Below are 22,335 nucleotides of genomic sequence, written 5' to 3' on the forward strand. Positions count from 1 at the left end.
CAGCGCTCAGGCGCTGGCCTTCAAATGAGTTGCCGGTTGTACGGCAGGACGTTGGTGCACCAGAGGCAGGACCTCCTGGCCGATACGCAGGGCTTCTTCCAGGTGAGGATTGCCCGCCAGGATGAAGGTCGAGAAACCGGCATCGCGGTACTCCACCAGGCGTTCGGCGATGTTCTGGTGACTGCCCACCAGGCCCACGGTTGGCCCCGGCTTGGCTTTGGCGAAGCCGGCCCATAGGTTCGGGCCGATGATCAGGTCGTCGAAGCGGTCGATGTTCTGGTGGTAGGCGGTTTGCCGTGCGCCACCTACCGAGTCGGAGCCGCTGGTGAAGCCCTTGGCGACCACGCTGCTCTTGCCTTCGAGTTTGTCGAACTGGCGACGCAAGTCTTTCCACGCCAGCTCTTCGGTTTCCCGGGCGAACAGGTCGACACGCAGACCAAAGCGCACGCTGCGACCCTGTTTGTCCGCCAGTTCGCGTACCCGATCGATATGCGGCTTGAGCTTGTCGATGGGCTCGGCCCAGTTCAGGTAGACGTCGGCGTGTTTGGCGGCTACATCAAGGGCGGCGTCGGAGAATCCGGAGAAGTACACCCCGGGCTTGCGCTCGTTCTGCAGACCGTGGGGCAGGGCGCCGTTCTCCAGTTGGTAGATATCGCCTTCGTAGGAGAACCGTTCGTTTTGCCAAAGTCCCTGGATGATGTCGAGGAATTCACCCGTGCGTTTGTAGCGCAGATCGTGTTCGAGGAAGTCGCCGTTGGCCCGCTGGCTGGCCGGGTTGCCACCGGTGATGATGTTCCACTCCAGGCGACCGCGGCTGAGGTTCTGCAGGATCGCCGCTTGTTGCGCGGCGTAGGCCGGCAGGGTCCAGGTCGCCTGGAACGCGATCAGGAATTTGATGCGGCGGGTTTCCCGGGCCAGGGCGGCTGCGGCAATCCATGGCTCGGGGCCTGTGGGCAACAAGGCGCCTTCGAAGCCTGCCAGTTCTGCGGCTTTCGCGACCTGGGCAATGTAGTCGATGTAGGTGAAGTCGTCCGGTTCGCCATTGGGCAGTCGTCCCGGTGCGATGTTGCCCGGGCGATAGTGCGGATTACCGCGGTTGTGTTTGTCGGTGGTCAGTTGCGGGCCGTCGGTGCCCAGTGGCAGACGCCAGAAAAACTCAGTGCTCATGGGTTGCTCCTGATTCATGTACGCGTTAGGTCGCGCAGGTGCGAGGCTGTCCTGTCAGGTGGATTGCAACGGACATGCCATGCACGGCACGCCGGGTTTGGGCCAGCGGGGCCGGGGGGTTGACGGGCAAGGGGAGAGGGGGTGAAGGCGGGGGTGCTGCTGTAGCAGCAGTCCGTCAGCAATGGTTGTTCGGGGTGCAGCAGGCGGGTTTTGGTGGTGTTCTGGAGATTGCCATCGCTGGCAAGCCAGCTCCCACAGGTGATGTGTGTTATCCGCGATTCTGTAGGAGCCGGCTTGCCGGCGATGGCGATTTTGAATACGCCGATGTAGCAGGCGGGTTTAGTTGTGTTCTGGAGATTGCCATCGCTGGCAAGCCAGCTCCTACAGGGGATGTGTGTGGTCCGCAATTGCGTAGGAGCCGGCTTGCCGGCGATGGCGATGTTGATTACGCCGATGTAGTCAATGGTTGTCCGGGGTGCTGAAGGCGGGTTTGGTGGTGTTCCGGAAATTGCCATCGCCAGCAAGCCGGCTCCTACACGGGATGTGTGTTGCCCGCGATTCTGTAGGAGCCGGCTTGCTGGCGATGGCGATTTTGAATACGCCGATGTAGTCAATGGTTGTCCGGGGTGTGGCAGGCGGGTTTGGTTGTGTTCTGGAGATTGCCATCGCTGGCAAGCCAGCTCCCACAGGTGATGTGTGTTATCCGCGATTGCGTAGGAGCCGGCTTGCTGGCGATGGCGGTTTTGAATACGTCGATGTAGCCAATGGTTGTCCAGGGTGCAGGGTGGTGTTCTGGAGATTGCCATCGCCAGCAAGCCGGCTCCTACGGGCGATGGCGGTCTTGATTATGCCGGTGCTGTGGCGACGATGTCGTCGATCGAGGCGCCCGCTTCGGCGCTGCGCAGGTAGGTCTGGTACAGCGCCGCATAAGCGCCACCCTGATCGATCAGTTGGCGGTGATGGCCTTGTTCGACCAGGCGACCGTGGCGGATGACCGCAATGCGATCGGCATCGCGGATGGTTGCCAGGCGATGGGCGATGATGATCGCCGTGCGACCTTCGCAAAGCCGGCGAAACGCACGCTGGATGCGGCGCTCGGTATGGATGTCGACGGCCGAGGTCGCCTCGTCCAGCACCAGTACCGCAGGGTCCGCGAGGTAGGCGCGCACCAGGCAGACCAATTGCCGCTGGCCATGGCTCAGGTGCCCGCCCAGTGGTCCGACTTCGGTCTGGTATTGGTGCGGCAGGCGCTCCAGCACCTCGTCCGCACCCAACTCACGGGCCGCCGCAATCAGGCTCGCGTCGTCGGCGTGGGGAGCGGCCAGGCGCAGGTTGTCGAGAATGCTGCCGCTGAACAACACATTGTCCTGCAGGACCACGCCGACATTACGCCGCAGCTCATGCTGGGTCAGGTTGCGAACATCGATGCCGTCCAGCCTGACAGCGCCCGATTGCACCTCGTAGAAACGCGTCAGCAACTGCACCAGCGTGCTCTTGCCATGGCCCGAGGGGCCGACAATCGCCAGCACTTCACCGGCAGGAATGTGCAGGTCAAGGTCGTTGATCACCGGCGTCGAACTGTTGGCATCGTAGCTGAAGCGCGCCTGTTCAAAGCTCACCTCGCCGCGGGCCCTGCCCACGCGTTGCGGTGTGGCGCTGTCGTTGATTTGCGCGCGGGTGTCGAGCAACAGGAAGATGCGTTGCGCCGAAGCCGAACCGGTGGCGTAGCGCTCGAACAGGTCCGACAGCTCCTGCAATGGCCCGAGGAACAGGAATACATAGAACAGACTCTCGGCGATCTGGCCCACGGTCACATCCGCCTGCGCCAGACCGTACGCGCCCACCAGCAACAGCACGGCCATGCCGGCCGAGCTGAGCAGCGCGGTAAAGGGCGCGAACCAGCCAGACCGCAGGCTGCCACGGATCAGCGCCTGATTGAAGTCATCCAGCAGGCCGCGATAGCGGCGCAGGTTCGGTGCCTGTTGCGCACACTGCTGCAACATGCGCGCGCCGCTGACGCTCTCCACCAGATGCGCGGTGAAGCGGCTGCGGTTCTCGGCGACCCTGGCCCAGTTGCGCTGGGAGATGCGTTTGAAACTCCAGGTCGCCAGCACCAGCAACGGCACCGTCGCAGCGAGGCTGAGAAAAAATCGCGGATCGATTCGCCACAGCATCACCGAGGCCAGCCCGCAGCGCAGCAGCGCGCCCAGCAACTCCGGTGGCCCCTGAATCAACAGCGGTTCAAGGGCATCGACATCACGGTCGACTCGGGAAATGATCCGTCCGGCCTTGGTCCGGTCGAAATAACTCACGCTCAAGCTCTGGACATGGGCAAACACCCGCACCCGCAGGTCATTCAACACCCGGATCGCCGCACTGCCGGCGACGAACTGCGAGACCCCGGCGAGCAGGAAACGCCCCAGCCAACTGGCCGCCAACCCCAGGCCGAGCCAGAGGACCAGGCGCTCATCGAGCAACCAGTGACCGCTCTGTTGAATCAGCCCGCGGTCGAGCAGTTCACGGACGAACCAAGGGCGCAGGAACACGGTGAATACCAGCAACAGTTCAATGCCGATGACCCCGAAAATGTGCCGGCGAATCGGCTTCAACAGCGGCAACAGCCGACTGAACATGCTGCGGTCGAGGGCCTTTTTGGCCAGCATTTCTTCAATTTCGATATCGCTCAAGGCTTTGCCGGCGATTGGATTAGCCATGGTCGATCCCTAGCAGGTCGCGATAATCAGGAGAGGTATTCAACAGTTCGGCATGGGTGCCGCTGGCGGCGATCCGGCCGTCCTGGAGCATCAGCACGCGGTCCGCCAGGAGGATGGTCGAGAGCTTGCTGGAGATCACCAGCAAGGTGGTGGCACGCCCCTGTTCACGACGCAGTTGGCGAATGTTGTTCAGCACCTGGCGTTCGCTGATCGCATCCAGCGCACTGGTGGCATCGTCCAGGCACAGGATGTCCGGCTCGCCGAGCAGCGCACGGGCCAGGCTCAGGCGCTGGCGCTGGCCGCCAGAGAGCGTCACGCCGCGATCGCCCAGCGGCGTGGCCAGTCCTTGGGGCAGGCGTTCGAGCACATCTTCCGCAGCGGCCAGGCGCAGACCGTGAAGCAATTGCTGATCGCTGGCGTGCGGTGCCGTCAGGCGCAGGTTGGCCGCGAGGGTGTCGGAAAACAGAAAGCTTTCCTGGGGGACCACGTGAACCCGCCGCCTGAGTTCGTCCAGCTTCAACTGACGAATGTCCTGCCAGCCGGTGCTGTCCGAGCCCAACGACAGGCGCCCGGAGCTGATGTCGCTGAGGCGCGGCAGCAGGCTGGCCAACAGGCTTTTGCCGGTGCCGGTCGCGCCGACCAGTGCGACGATTTCGCCCGGCTGCAGCGTCAGCGAACAGTCCTGCAGGATATCCAGGCCGCCGCCGGGAGCACTGACGCAGACATGCTCGAGTTTCAAGCCCAGCGGCGTGTCGGGCAGGCTGGCATTGCCGCTGCGGATGGCGGCCGGCTCGTCCAGCAGTTGCCAGATCCGCTCGGCACTGGAGCGCGCGTCAGCGAACGTCTGCATGACGCGGCCGATGCCCTCGATGCGAAACACCAGGGTGGTGGCAATCAGCAGCGAGGTGACCAGCTCGCCGATGCCCAGCCGTTCGCTTGCCACCAGGTGGGCGCCGTAAACCAGAATCCACACATGCGCCAATGCGACGACAGCTTGGGGCAGCGGTATCCGCGAACTGGAATAGGCGAGGGCGTGCCGGGCGTGGTCGGCGAACACCGCCACTTGCGTGGCGAAACGCTGGATGCGGTGGTGTTCCAGGCCAAACGACTTGATCACCCGCACGCCGCCAATACCTTCGCTGAGGTCCTGGTTGACCCGGTCGTAGGCTTGGCCGACGGCCCGGTCGAGGCTGACCAGACGTTCGGTCTGGCGCACAAAGATCCACAGGCCGAACACCGTCAGCAAGAGTGGAACCAGCCCCAGCAACGGGTTGTACCAACTCAGCAGGCCAACGGTTGCCAGTACCACCAGCGGCGTTTCCACCACCTGCCGCCAGAAGCTGATCAGGGCATCGCGAACCTTGTCGGCATCACGGGTGGTGCGGGTGATCATTTCCCCCATGCCGTGTTGCCAGTGGTAGCCCAGGTGCAGTGTCTGTACCTGTTGCAGGATGCGTTCACGCAGGCGCGTCAGCAGTTCCTGGCTGAGCACCAGCGACAACACGCTCGCGGCGTATTGCAACACGCCACGGCCCAGGGCCACGGCGAGCATCAGCCATAACCAGTACCAGCCAAGGCTGGCGTCCAGGCTGCCATCGTCTTGCCGGATCACCGCGCGGCCGGCGCTGACATCGTTCACCGCGTGTCCGATCAGCCATTGTTGCCAGACCAGCCCGAGGTTCGCTGCAATGAACAGCATCGCCACCAGGGCGAAGCGCCAGGGCATTTCCCGATAAATCGCCAGGCAGCGTAACAGGGGATGTTTTTCGATCATGTAAGAGCTCTGTAGGCGCCGGATTGCCGGCGATGGGGCCTGTGGATTTGTAGCGGTATTGATGACGCCATCGCTGGCAAGCCAGCTCCTACAGTTCAGTGTTGTGAATACGCCCTTGTAGGAGCCGGCTTGCCGGCGATGAGGCCGCCAGATCTATGCCGGGCTGGTAGCCCCCTGTTTCTCCTTGGCATTGAGGATCGCGGTGTATTCGCCCGGATCGACACCATTGAGGTAGTAGTTACCGACGTGATGCAGGCGCCAGCGGATCGGGTCGTGGGTGGTATGGACCCGGGCATTGCGCCAGAAGCGGTCGAGGTTCCACTTGGTCAGTGATGAACTGGCACCGAGCAGGGAGAAGATGTCACTGGAGATTTTCAGCGAGGCCGCGTCGGAGTGGGCGCGGGCGGTGGCCACCGAGAGAATCAGTTCGTCTTGCAGCGCTTTGTTGTCCGGGTCCAGTTCGTGCTGGTCGAACACCTGTGCAGCGTCTCGCAGCAGTGATTGCGCCCCACGCAAGGCCACGGCGTATTCGCCGATCTGCTTGATGATGTGCGGCTCCTGATTGGCCTGGTCGACACCGCTTTCCACCCAGGGGCGGGCGTTGTGATTGAGGTAATCCACCGCAGCGGACAGCGCGCCTTCGGCAATGCCGGTGTCGATGGCGGCATGAAGAATCTGCGGGAAGGTCAGGCCGGTGCGCTTCATCGGCCCCTTGCGCTGGGAGACGAAGCCTTCGTCGAGTTCGATGTTGTCGAAGATCACTGTGCCGCTGACCGAGTTTTTCTGGCCGAAGGCTTCCCAGTCATCCACCAGGGTCAAGCCTGGCGTGTTGCGGTTGAGCAGTACGCCGGCACCACCGTCATCGCTGGCGGCCGTCAGGGAAATCCACTCGGCCAGGTAGGAACCGGTGGAGTAGAACTTGCTGCCGTTGAGGATCAGCTTGCCGTCGGCACGCCGTTCAACCCGGGTCTTGAGAGCGAACTTGTTCTTGCCACCCACTTCAGCCAAGGCGTTGCCGAAACGTTTGCCGGCCAACACATCGCGGATCAACCGGTCACGAATGTCGTCGGAGTAGCCGGTGAAAATCCCGCGCAGCATGACGTTGTGGATTTGCAGCAATTGACCGACGCCGCCGTCGGCTACGGAAATGATGCGCACGGTTTCGACGATGGTTTCCACCGAGGCACCCAGCCCGCCAAATGCCTTGGGCACCCCGATGGCCGTCAGGCCGCTTTCGGACAGCAGCTGCGCCTGCCGCCGGGGCAGTTGGCCGTTCTGACTGGCATCGGCGGCGATTTCGGCGATCTCCCCGGCGATCTCCTTCGCCACGGCGATGGCTTGAGCTTCGCTCTGAAGCAAGCGGATCGGCGCCTGCTCCTGGATCAGTTGCCAGGCGGGATTATGTTCGACCTTGCTCATTGCTCTACCTCTGATAATTGATCTGCTGATGGCCACGAAAATCACACCTGTCCCCTGTAGGAGCCGGCTTGCTGGCGATTGGCCTTCGAGCCTTGCGCCGATCCCGTCGACGCCATCGCCAGCAAGCCGGCTCCTACAGGGGGGGAGTTTTCCGGGCGTTGAGAGGGGCTGAGCAAGTTCTGCGCCAAGGGCTTTGGAGCCTGTTGACGCAGGGTTTATCTGTCTGCGAGAGGCACGGGTGCTGCTGTGGAAGCAGCCCTGTGCTCGATCAGCAGCAGTCGCCGCGCAATGCTGCTGGCAGGCCAGCAATTGAAGATGGTCGGGCATCCGGGTACAGGCGCAAAGCCCCATAAATCGTGGCTTTCGTTTCTTGGCACGGGCGCTGCAATAGCTCCGGCAACAGTCACTTGCCAACCCAGATGGAGCTGCCCATGACGCTTGCTGCCAAACACACCCGACCCGACACCACGGCTGAACTCGAGCAGATCTGGTTCACCCGTTGCCCGGTGCCGACGGCCTCCGGAATCGCCTACAAACTTGGCTGGCTCAGGGAAGAGTTCGCTGCCGACGGCCTGCCGGTTTCGACCTTGCAGGAGGCCCGTCAACTGGGTCATCACCACTACGATCACGAACTGCCCGGGTTGTTTCGCGAAGGCGGAAACGTCCCGGCATTGGCCGCCCGGGCTGCGGGTGCGCCGAGTCGCCTGATCGGCCTGACCTGGATCGAAGAATGGCAGACCATCCTGGTTCGCCCCGACTCCGGCATTCGTAGTCCGCAAGACCTCAAGGGCAAGCGCCTGGCACTGCCGGCCTGGGGTGAAACCCGTCCGGGGAGCATCGCCCGGGCCATGAGCCTGCACGGTTACAAAGGCGCGCTGAGCCTGGCCGGGATGGGGTTCGACGATGTCGAACTGGTGGAAGTCGCGTTGCAGGACCAGGAGCGCGCGGCGAGCCCGCAGGAAGGCTTGCAGCGTTTGTGGTCAGGGCTTGATTACCTGGTGCGTGGCGAGGTGGATGCGGTCTACGTCAAGGGGGCTTCCGCTGCCGATGCGGCGCGGCGTCTCGGATTGGTGGTGGGTATTGACCTGGACCTGATCGCCGAGCCCCGTTATCGGATCAACAACGGCACACCGCGTCCGATCACTGTCCACCAGAGTCTGCTCGACAACCACTTCGACCTGGTGGTGCGTTTTCTCGCACAAACCCTCAGCGCCGCTGATTGGGCCGCCAACAATCGGGAGGCACTGAACGCCATTCTCGAGGAAGAAACCCGCGCCGGCAGCGCCGGGGTCGCCGAGGCTTATCGCGGTGAGTTCCACACTACGCTGGCGCCGGATCTGTCTGTGCAGCGCCTTGAGTTTCTCGATATCCAGAAAGACTTTCTCTATCTGCACGGCTTCCTGGAACGCGATTTTTCCATCGCCGACTGGGTCGATCCGCGCCCGTTGCAAGCTGCCCATGAACTGTTGGCCAAGCGCCGCGCCTGAATCCGGAGATCTGCCATGACCGTACTTATCCACGAACAACTGATCAGCGAAGAACTAAAGAGTTTTATCGACAAGGTGCTGGTCGAGGCCGAAGAAGCCTTCACCGTGTTCCGTGAAACCAACACCATCACTGCCAACGGCACCGTCGGTTTCATCGAACGTGTACCAGGGCAGGAGTTGTTGGTGTCGGTGAACTACGGCGGGCCGTGGAATTACCGCAAACCACTGCAGGCCACAGTCACCGACTTTGAAGGCCGGGTGATCCACGGCAAAGGCAAGGGTGGCTTGGGGCGCTACACCAAACTGTTCCAGCAGCACGCCGACATCACCACTGTGTCCCATGTGCACTCGCCGTACCTCGGCGCCTGGGCGCAGACCCATCGCACACTGCCGTTCCACTACGTGCCGGTGCAGCGTTATCAACTGGCGCGGGAACTGCCGGTGTACATCGACCGACGTCAGCCGGAAGTCGATTTCATTCTCGACAAGATTGCCGAAAGCCCCTTCAACCTGGCGATTCTGGAAGCCAATGGCGGTTCTACCGTGTGGGGCAAGCAAGGCTTGCGCGCCACTGCTGAATTCATCCTGTTGCTGGAAGAGGGCGCGCAACTGCAGTTGCTCGCCGATGCCCTGGGCGGTTCCCGTCCCTATGGTCCAGGCGTTTTGACCCAGCAATGGAAAATGAGCGGCCTGTACGACAGAGCCACCGAATTGGGCCTGGTACCTGCCATCGACCGGCGCAGCTGATCAACCGACCTCTCGGCCGCCACACATCCTGTAGGAGCTGGCTTGCCAGCGATGGCGCTCGTGAGGTTGGCGCAAGGCCTGCAGGCCCCAATCGCCAGCAAGCCGGCTCCTACAGGGATCGGGTTTGCAACACGGGATGGTGTTCACAACGTCCGAATTGTAGGAGCTGGCTTGCCAGCGATGGCGGTCGCAAGGTCGATACACAACTCAAGGAATACCACCATGGCTGTAAAAATTCTCTGGTACCTGACGACCCCTGACGGACCCTATCCGTGGGAGCCCGAAGGGCGCTGGAAAACTGATTTCGAGCACCTGAAACAACTGGCCGTGGCCAGTGATCGCCTGGGGTATTACGGTTCGTTGCTGGGCTCCAGCCCCAACGAAAGCCTGGCCGTTTCAGCCGCGTTGATCGATGCCACCCGGCGTTTGCGTTTTCTCGTGGCGCAACACCCTGGCGAGTTGTCGCCAGCGGTGTTGGCCAAGTGGGCGCTGACCTTCGATCAATTCTCCAACGGACGCCTGTTGTTCAACGTGGTCAATGGCAACGACGCCGGCCTGGCCACCCTTGGTGTGCATTACCCTCACGATGAGCGTTATGACTTCAGTCTCGAATACTGGCGCGCGTTCCAGGACTTCTATGCCGGCGACACGTCGGGGTATGACGGTCGATACGTCAAGCTCGCGCCTCGCTCACCGGCTGCTGCCAGTCATCCACTGGGCGGTTGGCATCCGCCCAAACAGAAACCCGGCATTCCATTGTGGGGCGCCGGCACCTCGGGGCCCGGCGTTGCCCACTCGGTGCAGTTGCTCGACGTTTACCTGAGTTTCGCCAATACCCCGCCGAAACTCGGGGAGAAATTCCGCAAAGTCGCGGCAGAGGCTGCAAAGATCGGCCGCGAGCTGACCTTCGGCACGCGTCTGCAAATCATCGTCCGCGAGACCGAAGAGGAAGCCTGGGCCCACGCCGAAAAACTCTTGCAGCGCACCTCACTGCAAACCGCGCGCACGGCCATCGAACGGCAACTGCCACCCGGCCAAACCCTGGACAGCTTCCACAGCGATGACCCGCAAATCCAGCGCAACGTCGACGCCGTCCGTGCAGGCCGCCTGCCCAAGGCAAGGGATCTCGAGATCTACCCCAACGTCTGGCTCGGCCCGAGCCTGTTCGGCTTCAACATCCTCGGCCCAGCCGCAGGCACTTATCTGGTGGGCAGCGCCGAGCAGGTCGCCGCGCGCATTCGTGAATACGAAGCACAAGGCACGTCGGCGTTCATTCTCTCGGGCTTTCCGCTGATCGATGAAGCGCACCGGGTCGCGGACCTGCTGTTCCCGTTGCTGGACCTCGATCACGGTTTCGACGTGCCGCGCCTGCGGGCTGACACGCCGGTGGCACAGCACAGCAACGTGGTCGAGCGGGCCTGAGGATTCAGTCATGAACGAGGGATTTTCCCGCCGTACGTTTCTCGGTAACGGCCTGGCGGTCGGCGGTGGCCTGATACTGGGCGGCAGCCTGCTCAGCGGTTGCGACAGTGGAGCAGCCGTCAGTGGTGCAGCGGCCTTGTCCAGCACTCCGGTGCACGGCGGGCGCTTGCGGGTCGGCATTATCGACGGCGATCAATCGGGCAACCTCGATGCGCACAAACCGGTGGGCGGCGGGATCATTCGCGGCTGGGCGCTGTACAGCAAGTTCTGGGAATGGAACACCGACGTCAGCACGCGCCTGGCCCTGGCGGAGTTTGCCGAGCCCAATGCCGATGCCAGCGCCTGGACCATTCGCATCAAGCCAGGGTTGGAGTTTCATCACGGCAAGAGCGTCGGCGCCGACGACATGCTGTTCTCGATCCTGCGCCTGACGGACCCGAAACTGGCATCGCCATTTGCCGGTCTGGTGGGGGCGATCGACCGCAACGCCTTGCGCAAACTGGACGAGCGCACCATCGAGATTCGCTTCAAGGAGGGCCAAAGCTTCTATCCGCTGGATGAAACCCTGATCAGTTTCGGCGGCATCGTGCCGACCGATTACGACCCGGTCAGCAATCCGGTCGGCGCCGGGCCGTACAAACTGAAAAGTTTCATCCCCGGCCAGCGCTCGCTCTACCAGCGATTCGAAAACTACTACAAACCCGCTCAACCCTATGCCGATGAGCTGGAAATCATCGAGTTCAAGGATCAGGTGTCCCGCGCTGCGGCCCTGCGCGCCGGGCAAATCGATGTCGCCAGCGGTGTGCAGGCCGAGCACAGCGCGCTGCTCAAGGCTGACGCACGACTCAAGTTGTACGCATCGCCGAGCACTTCGTTTACCGGATTCAACCTGAACCTGGCCAAGGCGCCGTTTCAGGATCAGCGAGTGCGCCAGGCATTTCGTCTGCTGGCCGACCGTCGTGAGCTGGTCGACCGCGGGCTCAATGGTTTCGGGCGGATCGCCAATGACCTGTATTCGCCCCATGACCCGACGTACAACCACGGCATTGCCCAGCGTCCCTACGACCTTGAACAGGCGCGGTCGCTGTTGCGCCAGGCCGGGCAGAACGATCTGCGGGTGGAGCTGACCACCACACCGGGACCTGGCGTCAATGCGGCGCTGGTGTTTGCCCAACAGGCGAAGAAGGCCGGGGTCGAGATCAAGGTCACTCAGGTCGATGGCTCGGTGTTCAACGGCCCGCAACGTGAAAACTGGCTGATGTCGCCAGGCTCCACGCCGGCTCGGGGGTTCCTTGCTTCGGCGCTGCACAACGACGCCCCGCAGGCCATCTACAACCGCAGCAATTTCCATGATGAGCGCTTCAGCGCGTTGTATCGACAGGCACTGGCGCAACCCGATCTGGAACAGCGCAGGGTACTGGTGCATGAAGCGCAAGGCATCCAGCACGACCGTGGCGGGCTGCTGATCTGGGGCTTCAACGACGTGCTGGACGCTGCCTCCGTGCGGGTTGGTGGACTGGCGCCTGAACAGACGACGTTTGCCTCCTGGCGTTTCGATGAAATGTGGGTGAACCATGCCTGATCCGTCCTGCAAACCCCCACGCACACCGGCCTGGCTGTCGTGGTTCATCGGGCGTTTGGGCTATGGCCTGCTGACGGCGTGGGTGATCAGCCTGGTGGTGTTCATTGCGACCCAGGCGCTGCCCTCGGACCCGGCGAGGGTGATCCTGGGGCCCGATGCACCGCTGGAAAGCATCCTCACCCTGCAACGGCAGTTGGGCCTGGATCGGCCGATCCTGGAGCAATACCTGCGCTGGCTCGGGCACGCGCTGAGTGGCGAGTTGGGGGTGTCGCTCGACTCCAACGCACCGGTTGGCAGCATTCTGTTCGGCCGTTTTGGCTATACGCTGGCGCTGTTGGCCGGGGTGATTGTCGTGGTGGTGCCAGCGGCGTTGCTGCTCGGTGTGTCGCTGGCCTTGCGCCGTGACAGTCGCCTTGACCGCTGGAGCCTGTCGCTGTTGATTTTCCTCAAGGCCACGCCGGGTTTTCTCCTGGCCATCGGCCTGGTCCTGTTGTTTTCCATGCCCCACATGGACGTGCTGCCGGCGGTGTCGATTCTCGATCCGGACAAGTCGCTGCTGCGCCAGTTGCAGTTTCTGGTGCTGCCGGTGCTGGCCCTGAGTCTGTCAGCCCTGCCGTACCTGACGCGCATGGTGCGAGCATCGATGATCGAAGCGCTGGAATCCGATTACGTCGTCGCCGCCAGGCTGCGCGGTATTGCCGAGTGGCGAATCGTCTGGCGCCACACGTTGCCCAACGCGCTCATACCCGCGATCCAGGGCGTGGCCTTGACCCTGCGCACCCTGATCGGCGGGGCGCTGCTCGCCGAGGTGATCTTCAGTTACCCGGGCATTGGCACCTCACTGAACTCGGCGATCCAGATGCGTGATCTGCCGATGGTCCAGGCCATCGTGCTGGCGATCACGCTGGGCGTGGTGCTGATCAACCTGTTGGCCGATCTGCTGACCGTGCTGCTGACGCCGAAACTGCGCACCGCCCGCCGGGTGACCATGATCCGGCGCAACCGTCGGGGCATCCAGCCCTGGTGGCGACGCTCCCAACCCAAGGCGCCTTGAGAGGTGATACATGACTGACTCCCGATTTTCGCGCTGGCAGCCATGGCTGGCGCAACCGCAAACCCGCAAGGGCGCACTGATCACCCTCGCGGTGGTGTTGCTGGCGCTGCTTGGCCCGTGGCTGGCACCTCACAGCCCGACGGAAATGCTCGGTTCGGTGTATGGCGCGCCCGTGGGTGCGGCGTTGCTGGGTTATGACTTTCTCGGGCATGACGTGTTGTCGCGCTTGCTCAGTGGCGGCGTGTCGGTGCTGTGGATGTCAGTGGCGGCGGCTTCGATCGCACTGTTGGCGGGCAGCACGTTAGGCCTGTTGGCGGGATTTTCCCGGCGGCGCCTGGATCAATTGATCACGTGGCTGGCGGACGTATCGCTGGCGTTTCCCGACCTGATTCTGGTGCTGTTGATCGTCTCCATGCTGGGGCGCGCGCCCTGGCTGATCGTGCTGACCGTGTCCATCGCGTTCACTCCGGGAGTGATTCGTCTGGCCCGTGGCAGCGCGGTGGCGGTGGCCGGGCAGGAGTTCGTCGAGGCCGCGCAGATGATGGGCTATTCAAGACGGCGAATTCTGTTCAAGGAAATCCTGCCGAACATCCTCACACCGCTGCTGGTGCACTTCGGCAACATGCTGACCTGGGGCGTGGGCATGCTCTCGGGCTTGAGTTTTCTGGGTTACGGTGTGGCGCCGCCGACCGCTGATTGGGGGTTGATGATCAACGAGAACCAGGCAGGGTTGCTGGTTCAGCCTTGGGCGGTGTTGGCGCCGGCCATCCTGATTGGCATCTTTGCCTATGGCACCAACATTCTGGCCGAGGGCGTCGGTCGCAGCAGTTCCAGGATCGGAGAAAAACAGCCATGAACGCCATTGCCGGGATCGCGTCCCGCCCCCTTGCGCTGACTGCGCAGGTATTGCAGGTTCGGGATCTGCGAGTCGAGTTACCAGGGCAGATCGATGTGCTGTCCGGCGTGTCCTTCAGTCTTGAACGCGGAGAAATTCTTGGCTTGGTCGGGGAGTCCGGTTCCGGCAAAACCACCCTCGCCACTGCCTTGCTGGCCCATGCCCGAAGGGGCGCGCGGATCGTCGACGGAGAAGTCGAAGTGTCCGGTCAATCGCTGCTGACGCTGGAGGGCGAAGACCTGCGTCGGGCCCGCGGCAGCCTGATCGGTTACGTGGCCCAGGACCCGGCGACCGCCCTGAATCCGGCACTGCGAATCGGCAGTTTGCTGCGCGAAACCCTGGGTGCCCATCAGATTGAACTGGACCGTGCCGCTCAACAGCAGCGCATCGTCGAGACCTTGCGTGATGTCGGTCTGCCCGACGATGCGCAGTTCCTGCGACGCTTTCCCCATCAACTGTCCGGCGGACAGCAGCAACGGGTGATGTTGGCACTGGCCTTTGTCTTGCGTCCGGCATTGATCGTGCTTGATGAGCCGACCACAGCGCTGGACGTCACCACCCAGGCCCACATCCTCGCCACCCTGCGCCGGTTGTGCAAAAGCCTGGGTATCGCTGCGGTGTATGTGTCCCATGACCTGGCGGTGATCAAGGACCTGGTGGACCGGGTGATGGTGATGTATGCCGGGCGTATCGTCGAGGTTGCACAGCGCGAAGTGCTGTTCCGTCAGCCGGCTCATCCCTATACCCGAGGTTTGCTGGCGGCGATTCCCGATGTGGCGCAACGCCGGGATTTGCCGGCGATTGCGGGGCATGCGCCGGCACCGGGGCAGCGACCACAGGGATGCGCCTTCGCGCCTCGGTGCCCCCGTCGCGTCGCGGCGTGCTCGGTGCTCGAGCCGCAATTGCAGGCCCTGTCATCACAGCAGCGGGTGGCCTGCCTGGCCCCGCATCACCAGCCCCTGCAACGGGTTGCCCAAGCTTCCGTTGCACCGGTCAGCGACTTGGTGGAGCGCACGCCACTGTTGCAGATCAAGGACCTGAACGTGGCCTACGACCGCCAGGTACTGTTCGATGTTTCTCTGCAGGTGGCTGCCGGCGAGTGCCTCGCGCTGGTGGGCGAGTCCGGTTCGGGCAAGACCAGCCTGGCGCGCGCCGTTGCCGGGTTGGGGGAAAACGCCGAGGGCGAGTTGCTCTACGCGGGCGGGTTGTTGAGCCTGTCGGCGCGACAGCGTGACGGGGCACAACGGCATCAGATCCAGTACATCTTCCAGAACCCATACCGAGCGTTGAACCCCCGACAAAGTGTTTTCCAGACCCTGAGTGCGCCTCTGGAGCATTTCTTCGGGATCAAGGGCGCTGCCGCACGGGAGCGCGTGCACGCTGTGCTCAAGCGGGTTTCGCTACCGGCGTCGGTGGCCGATCTTTATCCCCACAGCTTGTCTGGTGGTGAGCGCCAGCGCGTCGCGATTGCCCGGGCGTTGGTCTGCGAGCCAAGGCTGTTGATCTGCGATGAAATCACCTCGGCCCTGGATGTATCGGTACAGGCGTCGATCCTGGCGCTGTTGCGGCAATTGCAAGGGGAAGGGCTGACGCTGCTGTTCGTCACCCATGACCTGGGCGTGGTCCGCGCCATCGCCGATCGGGTGTTGGTATTGAAGTCCGGCCGTGTGGTGGAACAGGGGCGGGTGGATGAGGTGCTGGATCTACCCCAAGCGGCGTATACACGCACATTGCTGGAAAATTCGCCGACGTTGGCGGGCGGCGTTTTGTAGGTGCTGGTTTGTCAGCGATTCGGCGGTGAACGTCATGCCGCCATCGCCAGCAAGCCGGCTCCTACAAGGTGGGGTTTGCACGCCGAAATGTGATGCGACACAAGGTGGATTGGCACGCGGAACTCTGATACGACACAAATCTGTAGGAGCCGGCTTGCTGGCGATGGCGGTCGTACTGTCACATCCAGAACCAGACTTTGACGACGTTCCTGATTCTCGCGCACTAGCCTTGTGTTTCGGTCTCGAACACAGGAGGGCAATGGAATGCCCGATCTTCCCCATGCCAAACGGCTTCGCGCCGGGCGCTACTCCCAATCCGGACAAATCTATTTGCTCACTGCCGTCACTCATCACCGTGATCCGCTATTTGCCGATTGGCGTGTGGGGCGCCGGGTGGTGGATCAATTTCGCCAGGCCCAGACAGAAGAATGGGTCGACTCACTCGCCTGGGTGGTAATGCCCGACCATTTCCATTGGCTGGTCGAACTGAAGAACAGCACGTTACCGGCGTTGACGCTCGCCACCAAATCCCGCAGCGCCCAGGTGGTCAATGCGTCTTTGAACCGTAGGGGGCCGGTATGGCAGAGAGGTTTTCACGACCGTGCCATTCGACGGGAAGAGGATTTGCTCGCAGTGGCACGTTACGTTATTGCCAACCCCATACGGGCAGGCCTTGTCAGGCGAGTACATGATTACCCACTATGGGACGCGAAATGGCTGTAGGCGGCTTGCCGGGGATGCGATGGTGGATGTGCGGCCGCCATCGCCAGCAAGCCGGCTCCTACAGATCGTGGGTGTGCCGATATTATGTTGGCACACCCGAACCCGTAGGAGCCGGCTTGCCGGCGATGGCGTCGGTGAGCTTACGCAACACGCGCCTTTCGACGGCGTGCCTCTTCGCGCACCGCCGGAATGATCCAGCGTCCGTAATCCACGGTGTCGTACAGCGGATCGTAGCCACGGTTGAGAAACGTGGTCACTCCCAGGTCGACGTAGTCGAGCAAGGCCTGAGCCACGGTTTCCGGGGTGCCGACCAGGGCGGTGGTGTCGCCGTAGGCACCGACGGCGGTGGCGGTGGGCATCCATAGCGCGCGGTCATGACGATCACCCGCCGCGGCGGCGGCGAGCAGGCGTTCGGAGCCGGTGCCCTTGATGCGTTTTTGCCAGGGGCTGCCGGCCGCAAACTGTGGGTTGGCCTTGATCTGCTCAAGGATCTGTTGCGCCCGCTGCCACGCCAGTTCCTCGGTCGCGCCAAGGATCAAGCGCACAGACAGGCTGACCCTCGGCGCCTCCACGCCCGCCGCGCTGGCGGCTGCGCGCAGTTTGCCGATCTGCTCGGCCACACCGCTCAAGGGTTCACCCCACAAGGCATACAGGTCTGCGTGTTTCACCGCGATCTGATAGGCGATATCCGAAGACCCGCCGAAGGAAATCGGAATGTGCGGCTGCTGCAACGGCTTGACCGGCGAGAAGGCACCCTTGATGTTGAAATACTGCCCTTCGAAGTCAAAAGGTTCCTCGGCTGTCCAGGTTCGCCGGACGATTTCCAGGTATTCATCGGTGCGTTTGTAGCGCTCGGTCTTGTCCAGCAGGAAGTCGCCTTCCTGGGGTTCGGCGGTGATGCCGGTAATGGCATGCAGGCGAATCCGCCCCCCGCCCGTGGTGTGATCCAGTGTCGCAAAGGCCCTGGCGGCGACAGTCGGGGCGGTGAGGGCCGGTCGGTGGGCGATCATGAATCCCAGGCGCTCGGTGTGTGCAGCGGCGTAGGCGGCGATCTGCAAACTGTCGGCGCTGCCCGGTCCACTGGCGATCAGCACCCGATCAAAACCTGCCTGTTCATGAGCCCGGGCGTGATGGCGGATAAACTCCAGATCGAAATCCGGACTGCGAACACCCCGGGTCTCGGACCACTGGCGGGGGAAAATCATGCCGACAAATTCGATGGACATGGGAACACTCCTGATGGAAATAAGTGGGTTGGCCGCTGCTTCAGAACTGGTAATCGACCTGGGCCAGCAACGTGCGGCCGGGCATGGGTTGCAGGAAGGTGTTGGTGGAGCCGGCCAGGCCACTGACGAAATTCAGTTCGTTGGTCAGGTTGAGCACGCGCAAGGTGGTGCTCCATTGGGGCTGGCGGTAGTAGACCGCGAGGTCGAGGTTGTACTCGTCCGGGACCTTCACGGTCTTGCTCAGGTTCAGGTACCAGCTGCTGGTCCACCACCCGGACAGCTCGGCACCAAAGCCTGAATCGAAGCGGTAGTCGACGTAGCCGCTGGCGGTGTATTCGGGAATCTGCACCGCATCAAAACGCCCCGAAGGCCGCTGGTTGAGGCTGTTGTTGTCCCCAAACACCGTGCCGTTGTCGGGGATGAACCCGGCCGAGGCAAAACCGGCCTGGGAGGCGAACTCGTTGTAGGCGGTGAGTTTCGTAAGGTTCAACGCCGTGCGCAGGTGATCGTCAGGCTGGTAGCGAATGCTCGATTCCACGCCCTTGATCACCAGTCGCGCGATGTTGTTGTTGCTGTCGGGTGATTGATCCCGTTCCTGCTTGAACGCTGCCAGGGTCATGAACAATTCGTTGGGCACGGCTTCGACTTTCAGCCCGACTTCGTGCAAGACACTCAGGCTTTCGAACGCCAACGGATTGAGCAGGTTCGCGCCCGCGCCGCTGCCCCAGCCAAGGCCATTGGAGAAGAACCCGGTGTTGACTGCCAGGGAGCGATCGAAGGTGTAGTAGAGCGTGCTGTTTTCGGTCGGCTTGATGTAGGGGCTGACCTGAAAGGCAAACAGTCGGTAGTTGTCACTGTCCTTGCGCGGATTGCCACCGGCGAGCACGAACGGGTTATCGATTTCGGCATCGATCCAGCTGCGGCTGGCGCCGATGTTCAGGCCGACTCGCTCACCCAGTCGCAGGTTGTGCTGGGTGAACAAGGTCTGGGTGGTCCAGGTGCTTTCAGCGGTGTAGGGCGCGACGGATTCAGCGTACAAGCCATGGCCGGCCGGGTACATCGGCGGCAGGTTCAGCCAGCCGTAGAGGTTGGAAAACTGTGGTACGCCAGCCTGGCCGATCCAGGCACCGTTACCGCCGGCGGGGTTGGAGCCGGTCAGTCCCAGAAGGCTCCCCGGGTTCTTGCCCGAAGGGTCCTGTGTCAGGTCATAGGCATTGATGGTCGAGCCGAAACTGTTGTTGGCAGCGATCGACTGGTTGAGCTCGCGGCGGTAGATCAGTCCTGTATTGCTGTCATCACGCAAGGTCAAGCCGCCCAGCTGCGTTTCGTTGCGCGAGCGAAACTCGAAGCGGTTATCGAAAATGTTGTCCTTGGACTGCACCTGGAATGAGCCGACGGCGTCGGTCATGTCCCGTGAGCGTTGGTAAAACGTGTTGTTGGCCAGGGTGATGGTCGGCGTCAGGTCGGCCTCCACCCGCAGTTGCGTGGTGAAGCGCCGTGAGGTGTTTTCATCCTCATCGCGCTGGCCGGTTTGTGACGACAGGGAGGTCAGGCCGTTGCCGGCGAGCGACGGGTCGTAGACCCAGCCGCGTAGGCTGCCAGGGTTGCTTCGGGTGTTGGGGGAGGCGGTCTGGAAACTGCCGTCGACCACGCTGTATTTCCCTTGAGCGTTGCGTTGGCGTTTGACCCAGCCCAGGGTCGGCGCATCGGCCGCGCCGGAGGCCAGCACCGGCGACCACAGTGTGTTGCCGTTCTGGATGATCGGCGTGGCCCGTCCGGCGTAGTACTTGCCGCTGTCCACCAGTTCCTGGTTGGCGCGGTTCCAGCCGTGGGTGATGTTGTAGTCGTAGTAGTCGTCGTAACTGGCATTCCAGTCCACGCGCACGTTGTCATTGCGCCAGGCCAGGGCGCCGTAGAACGCATCGAAGTTGTTGTCGACGTTGTCGTAGAAGTCTTCCTGACGCTGTTTGGTGATGCTGATCCGATAAGCCAGGTTGTCACTCAGCGGCCCGGTGTTATCGACGCTGAATTTTGTCGCGTCGCGGGATTCACCGTCCGGCACCCAGCTGCCCACCTCGCCGCTGAGCCTGGTCTTGAATTCATTGAAGTTCGGCTTTTTGCTCAGGTAATTGACGTAACCGCCACTGCCTGACACCGAACCGTAGGTCACCGAGGACGGACCGGCGACGATGTCGGCGCCTTCATAGGCGTTGAAGTTGGCTGGATGGCGCACGCCGTAGGCACGTTGCCCGTCCTGGAACACTTCAGAACCCTGGGCACGAAATTGCGGCGCGATCCCGGCGTTCTGGCCGCCACCGCGAGTGATGCCGGGTGCGTATTTGACCAGATCGTCGGAACTGCGGATCGGGTCGTCGGCCAGCTGTTCGGCATTGATCTGAGAGATCGAACGCGGGGTGTCGAGCACCTTGGTTTCGATGCCTCCGTAGATCGAAGACTCGGGCCGGGTGGGCAGGGCGTCATCGTCGGAATCGCCGGCGCTGGCTTGAACAGTGACGGTTTGCAGTTGAGTGTCGGCGGCAAAGGTCGCTGTCGACAGGGTAGAAACGATGACCAATGCCAGGGCGTGGCCAGAAGCGGGACGAACGAAGCCGATAGAGGGCATGAAAATGTGCCTCGAAAGATGAATTCATTGATTTGCGCAAACACGCAGCACCTTGTAGGAGCCGGCTTGCTGGCGATGGCAATGGTGGCCGTTACGACGCCATCGCCAGCAAGCCGGCTCCTACAGGGCGGTGGTGTCTGGTTATGCGGTGTCTTTCAACCAGAGCTTTTCAAAGCGCCAGGTGCTGAACAGCGACTCTTCGGCCGTCGCGCCACCCACGCGGTTGGCCACGCTGTCGAGCAGATCGGCGTAGCCCCAGATCAACATGCCGCCGCGTTCGTACTGGATCTGCTGGACCTGGTGGACCAGGGCCTTGCGCTTCTCCAGGTCGGGCTGGGCCATGGCCGCCAGAAACAACTCGCTGAACTGCGGGTCGTTGAAATGGGTCTTGTTCGACACGGCAAACGGCGCGTCGGTGTGAATCGCGCTGGCCAGGAAAGGCGCGCCGATGCTGCCGCCGGTACTCAGCGTCCAGTCGTTGCGCAACGGCCCCTGGAATGTAGCCAGATCAACCTGCTTGACCTTGAGGGTCACGCCAATGCGCTTGGCCTGTTCGGCCAGCACCAGCGCGGAAGTCAGCCCAGGCCCCGGTGTCGTCACCAGTTCCAGTTCAAGGTTTTCATGCCCGGCTTCCTTGAGCAGTTGCGCCGCACGCTGCGGGTCGTGAGGGCGCGGTCCCAGGGTGTGGTTGAAGGTGGGGTCGCTGGGTGCGTACAGATCATTGGCCACGCGCCCCTGACCATTGAGCGCCCGGCGCACCAGCTCCTCCCGGTCGGCCAACAGGCGGAATGCCTCGCGTACCCGTGGGTCGTTGAATGGCGGTTTGTCGAGGTTCATGTCGAACGACAGCCAGTTGCCGGTCACCGATTTGACTACTTTGAGTCGTGGGTCGCGTTGCAGCACCTCCAACTGTTCGGTGGGCATCACGTTGGCCATGTCGATTTGCCCGGAACGCAGTGCCGCCAGGCGCGAAACCTGGTCCTTGAAATCGATGATTTCCAGTTCATCGGCGTACGGCTTGCCGTCCTTGTAATAGTTCTCGAACCGCGTGAACAGTGAACGCTGACCCGGGGTGAAGCTTTTCAGTTTGTAGGGACCGGCGCCCACCGGGTTGGACACCGGGTGATAGTCCACCGGCACGATCCCGCCAAAGTTGACCCAGGTTTCCGCCAGCGGCATGTAGCTGCGGCCTTCACGAAAGTTCAGGCGCACGGTACGTGAATCGAGCTTGACCAGGTTGTCGCGGTCCACCCAGTGCAACAGCGCGGCATAGGGCGACGCCAGCTGCGGGTCGGTGAGGCGGCGGATGGAGAAAATCAGGTCATCGGCGTCGATGGTTTTGCCATGGTGGAACTCCAGGTCCGGGCGCAGGCGCAGGGTCCAGCTGGTGGCATCGGCATTCGGCTCGGCGAATTCGGCCAGGGCCAGGCGCGGCTGCATCTGCTCGTCCCATTCCCATAGCTTGCTGTACAGGGCAAAGCCGCGAACGATGCCGCTGCCGATGGGCTTGTGCGCGTCGAGGTTACCGCTCTGGTTGCCGTCGAGAATGCCCAGGCGCAGACGTCCGCCGTAGCGCGGATTATCGTCGGTGGCGACGGCCACGGCCGGTTTGTCACTGCTCGGGCTGCAGCCGGCGAGCAGTCCGCCACCGAGCAGCAAGCCACCGCCCAGCAGCGCGCTGTGGCCGAGAAAATCCCGGCGGCTGAATAATGAGTGATCGTCGCTCATGG

At 62.6% G+C, this 22,335-nt stretch carries 15 protein-coding genes; 8 read left to right on the plus strand and 7 right to left on the minus strand.

Going from position 1 to position 22,335, the window contains the following annotated elements; translation table 11 throughout:
• Positions 1-6 precede the first annotated feature (6 nt).
• From ACM6IT_RS01110 to ACM6IT_RS01125, 4 genes are all read right to left on the minus strand, one after another.
• The gene (locus ACM6IT_RS01110; RefSeq protein ID WP_110661682.1) at positions 7-1,167 is read right to left on the minus strand and encodes an LLM class flavin-dependent oxidoreductase; all 1,161 of its coding nucleotides are present in this window, start codon (positions 1,165-1,167) and stop codon (positions 7-9) included.
• A gap of 845 nt (positions 1,168-2,012) precedes the next feature.
• Entirely contained in the window at positions 2,013-3,881 is a 1,869-nt protein-coding gene (locus ACM6IT_RS01115; protein WP_414917297.1) for an ABC transporter ATP-binding protein, read from the minus strand.
• The gene (locus ACM6IT_RS01120) at positions 3,874-5,655 is read right to left on the minus strand and encodes an ABC transporter ATP-binding protein (RefSeq protein WP_414917298.1); all 1,782 of its coding nucleotides are present in this window, start codon (positions 5,653-5,655) and stop codon (positions 3,874-3,876) included. The genes ACM6IT_RS01115 and ACM6IT_RS01120 overlap by 8 nt, the downstream gene beginning before the upstream one ends.
• A 153-nt stretch (positions 5,656-5,808) precedes the next feature.
• Positions 5,809-7,074: an acyl-CoA dehydrogenase family protein gene (locus tag ACM6IT_RS01125; protein WP_414917299.1), complete on the minus strand. Its 1,266-nt coding sequence runs from the start codon at positions 7,072-7,074 to the stop codon at positions 5,809-5,811.
• A 431-nt stretch (positions 7,075-7,505) separates the two neighbouring features.
• On the opposite strand from ACM6IT_RS01125, the gene ACM6IT_RS01130 reads away from it, so the two are divergent.
• The 8 genes from ACM6IT_RS01130 to ACM6IT_RS01165 all read left to right on the plus strand — a co-directional run bounded on the left by ACM6IT_RS01130 (position 7,506) and on the right by ACM6IT_RS01165 (position 16,756).
• Positions 7,506-8,561: an ABC transporter substrate-binding protein gene (locus ACM6IT_RS01130; protein WP_414917300.1), complete on the plus strand. Its 1,056-nt coding sequence runs from the start codon at positions 7,506-7,508 to the stop codon at positions 8,559-8,561.
• 15 nt (positions 8,562-8,576) lie between these two features.
• Positions 8,577-9,308 (plus strand): class II aldolase/adducin family protein, encoded by a 732-nt coding sequence (locus ACM6IT_RS01135; RefSeq protein ID WP_414917301.1) that lies wholly within the window; start codon positions 8,577-8,579, stop codon positions 9,306-9,308.
• Between the two features lie 222 nt (positions 9,309-9,530).
• Entirely contained in the window at positions 9,531-10,730 is a 1,200-nt protein-coding gene (locus ACM6IT_RS01140) for an LLM class flavin-dependent oxidoreductase (protein ID WP_414917302.1), read from the plus strand.
• A 10-nt stretch (positions 10,731-10,740) separates the two neighbouring features.
• Positions 10,741-12,312 carry an ABC transporter substrate-binding protein gene (locus ACM6IT_RS01145; protein ID WP_414917303.1) on the plus strand — a complete coding sequence of 524 codons (1,572 nt, stop codon included), beginning with the start codon at positions 10,741-10,743 and terminating at the stop codon, positions 12,310-12,312.
• Entirely contained in the window at positions 12,305-13,366 is a 1,062-nt protein-coding gene (locus ACM6IT_RS01150; RefSeq protein WP_414917304.1) for an ABC transporter permease, read from the plus strand. The genes ACM6IT_RS01145 and ACM6IT_RS01150 overlap by 8 nt, the downstream gene beginning before the upstream one ends.
• A 10-nt stretch (positions 13,367-13,376) precedes the next feature.
• Positions 13,377-14,222, plus strand: coding sequence for an ABC transporter permease (locus tag ACM6IT_RS01155; protein WP_414917305.1), 846 nt, complete (start codon positions 13,377-13,379; stop codon positions 14,220-14,222).
• Positions 14,219-16,033 (plus strand): dipeptide ABC transporter ATP-binding protein, encoded by a 1,815-nt coding sequence (locus ACM6IT_RS01160; protein WP_414917306.1) that lies wholly within the window; start codon positions 14,219-14,221, stop codon positions 16,031-16,033. The genes ACM6IT_RS01155 and ACM6IT_RS01160 overlap by 4 nt, the downstream gene beginning before the upstream one ends.
• 264 nt (positions 16,034-16,297) lie before the next feature.
• A complete protein-coding gene (locus ACM6IT_RS01165; protein WP_414917307.1) occupies positions 16,298-16,756 on the plus strand; it encodes an REP-associated tyrosine transposase in 459 nt (152 codons plus the stop codon).
• A 140-nt stretch (positions 16,757-16,896) separates the two neighbouring features.
• Here the strand turns inward: ACM6IT_RS01165 and ACM6IT_RS01170 are convergent, their stop codons facing one another.
• From ACM6IT_RS01170 to ACM6IT_RS01180, 3 genes are all read right to left on the minus strand, one after another.
• Entirely contained in the window at positions 16,897-17,982 is a 1,086-nt protein-coding gene (locus ACM6IT_RS01170) for an LLM class flavin-dependent oxidoreductase (RefSeq protein ID WP_414917308.1), read from the minus strand.
• Positions 17,983-18,022: 40 nt separating this feature from the next.
• Positions 18,023-20,605 carry a TonB-dependent receptor plug domain-containing protein gene (locus tag ACM6IT_RS01175; protein WP_414917309.1) on the minus strand — a complete coding sequence of 861 codons (2,583 nt, stop codon included), beginning with the start codon at positions 20,603-20,605 and terminating at the stop codon, positions 18,023-18,025.
• A gap of 141 nt (positions 20,606-20,746) precedes the next feature.
• Entirely contained in the window at positions 20,747-22,333 is a 1,587-nt protein-coding gene (locus ACM6IT_RS01180; protein WP_414917310.1) for an ABC transporter substrate-binding protein, read from the minus strand.
• Between the last annotated feature and the right edge of the window lie 2 nt (positions 22,334-22,335).

Origin of the sequence: Pseudomonas sp. IT-P4 (genome assembly GCF_949767755.1) — a bacterium.
GTDB classification, from domain to species: Bacteria; Pseudomonadota; Gammaproteobacteria; order Pseudomonadales; family Pseudomonadaceae; genus Aquipseudomonas; species Aquipseudomonas monachiensis.

Coding starts and splice junctions, on each gene's coding strand:
- ACM6IT_RS01130 (WP_414917300.1), top strand. CDS start 7,506: ATGACGCTTGCTGCCAAACACACCCGACCCGACACCACGGCTGAACTC.
- ACM6IT_RS01155 (WP_414917305.1), top strand. CDS start 13,377: ATGACTGACTCCCGATTTTCGCGCTGGCAGCCATGGCTGGCGCAACCG.
- ACM6IT_RS01140 (WP_414917302.1), top strand. CDS start 9,531: ATGGCTGTAAAAATTCTCTGGTACCTGACGACCCCTGACGGACCCTAT.
- ACM6IT_RS01165 (WP_414917307.1), top strand. CDS start 16,298: ATGCCCGATCTTCCCCATGCCAAACGGCTTCGCGCCGGGCGCTACTCC.
- ACM6IT_RS01145 (WP_414917303.1), top strand. CDS start 10,741: ATGAACGAGGGATTTTCCCGCCGTACGTTTCTCGGTAACGGCCTGGCG.
- ACM6IT_RS01125 (WP_414917299.1), bottom strand. CDS start 7,074: ATGAGCAAGGTCGAACATAATCCCGCCTGGCAACTGATCCAGGAGCAG.
- ACM6IT_RS01160 (WP_414917306.1), top strand. CDS start 14,219: ATGAACGCCATTGCCGGGATCGCGTCCCGCCCCCTTGCGCTGACTGCG.
- ACM6IT_RS01135 (WP_414917301.1), top strand. CDS start 8,577: ATGACCGTACTTATCCACGAACAACTGATCAGCGAAGAACTAAAGAGT.
- ACM6IT_RS01150 (WP_414917304.1), top strand. CDS start 12,305: ATGCCTGATCCGTCCTGCAAACCCCCACGCACACCGGCCTGGCTGTCG.
- ACM6IT_RS01110 (WP_110661682.1), bottom strand. CDS start 1,167: ATGAGCACTGAGTTTTTCTGGCGTCTGCCACTGGGCACCGACGGCCCG.
- ACM6IT_RS01120 (WP_414917298.1), bottom strand. CDS start 5,655: ATGATCGAAAAACATCCCCTGTTACGCTGCCTGGCGATTTATCGGGAA.
- ACM6IT_RS01175 (WP_414917309.1), bottom strand. CDS start 20,605: ATGCCCTCTATCGGCTTCGTTCGTCCCGCTTCTGGCCACGCCCTGGCA.
- ACM6IT_RS01115 (WP_414917297.1), bottom strand. CDS start 3,881: ATGGCTAATCCAATCGCCGGCAAAGCCTTGAGCGATATCGAAATTGAA.
- ACM6IT_RS01170 (WP_414917308.1), bottom strand. CDS start 17,982: ATGTCCATCGAATTTGTCGGCATGATTTTCCCCCGCCAGTGGTCCGAG.
- ACM6IT_RS01180 (WP_414917310.1), bottom strand. CDS start 22,333: ATGAGCGACGATCACTCATTATTCAGCCGCCGGGATTTTCTCGGCCAC.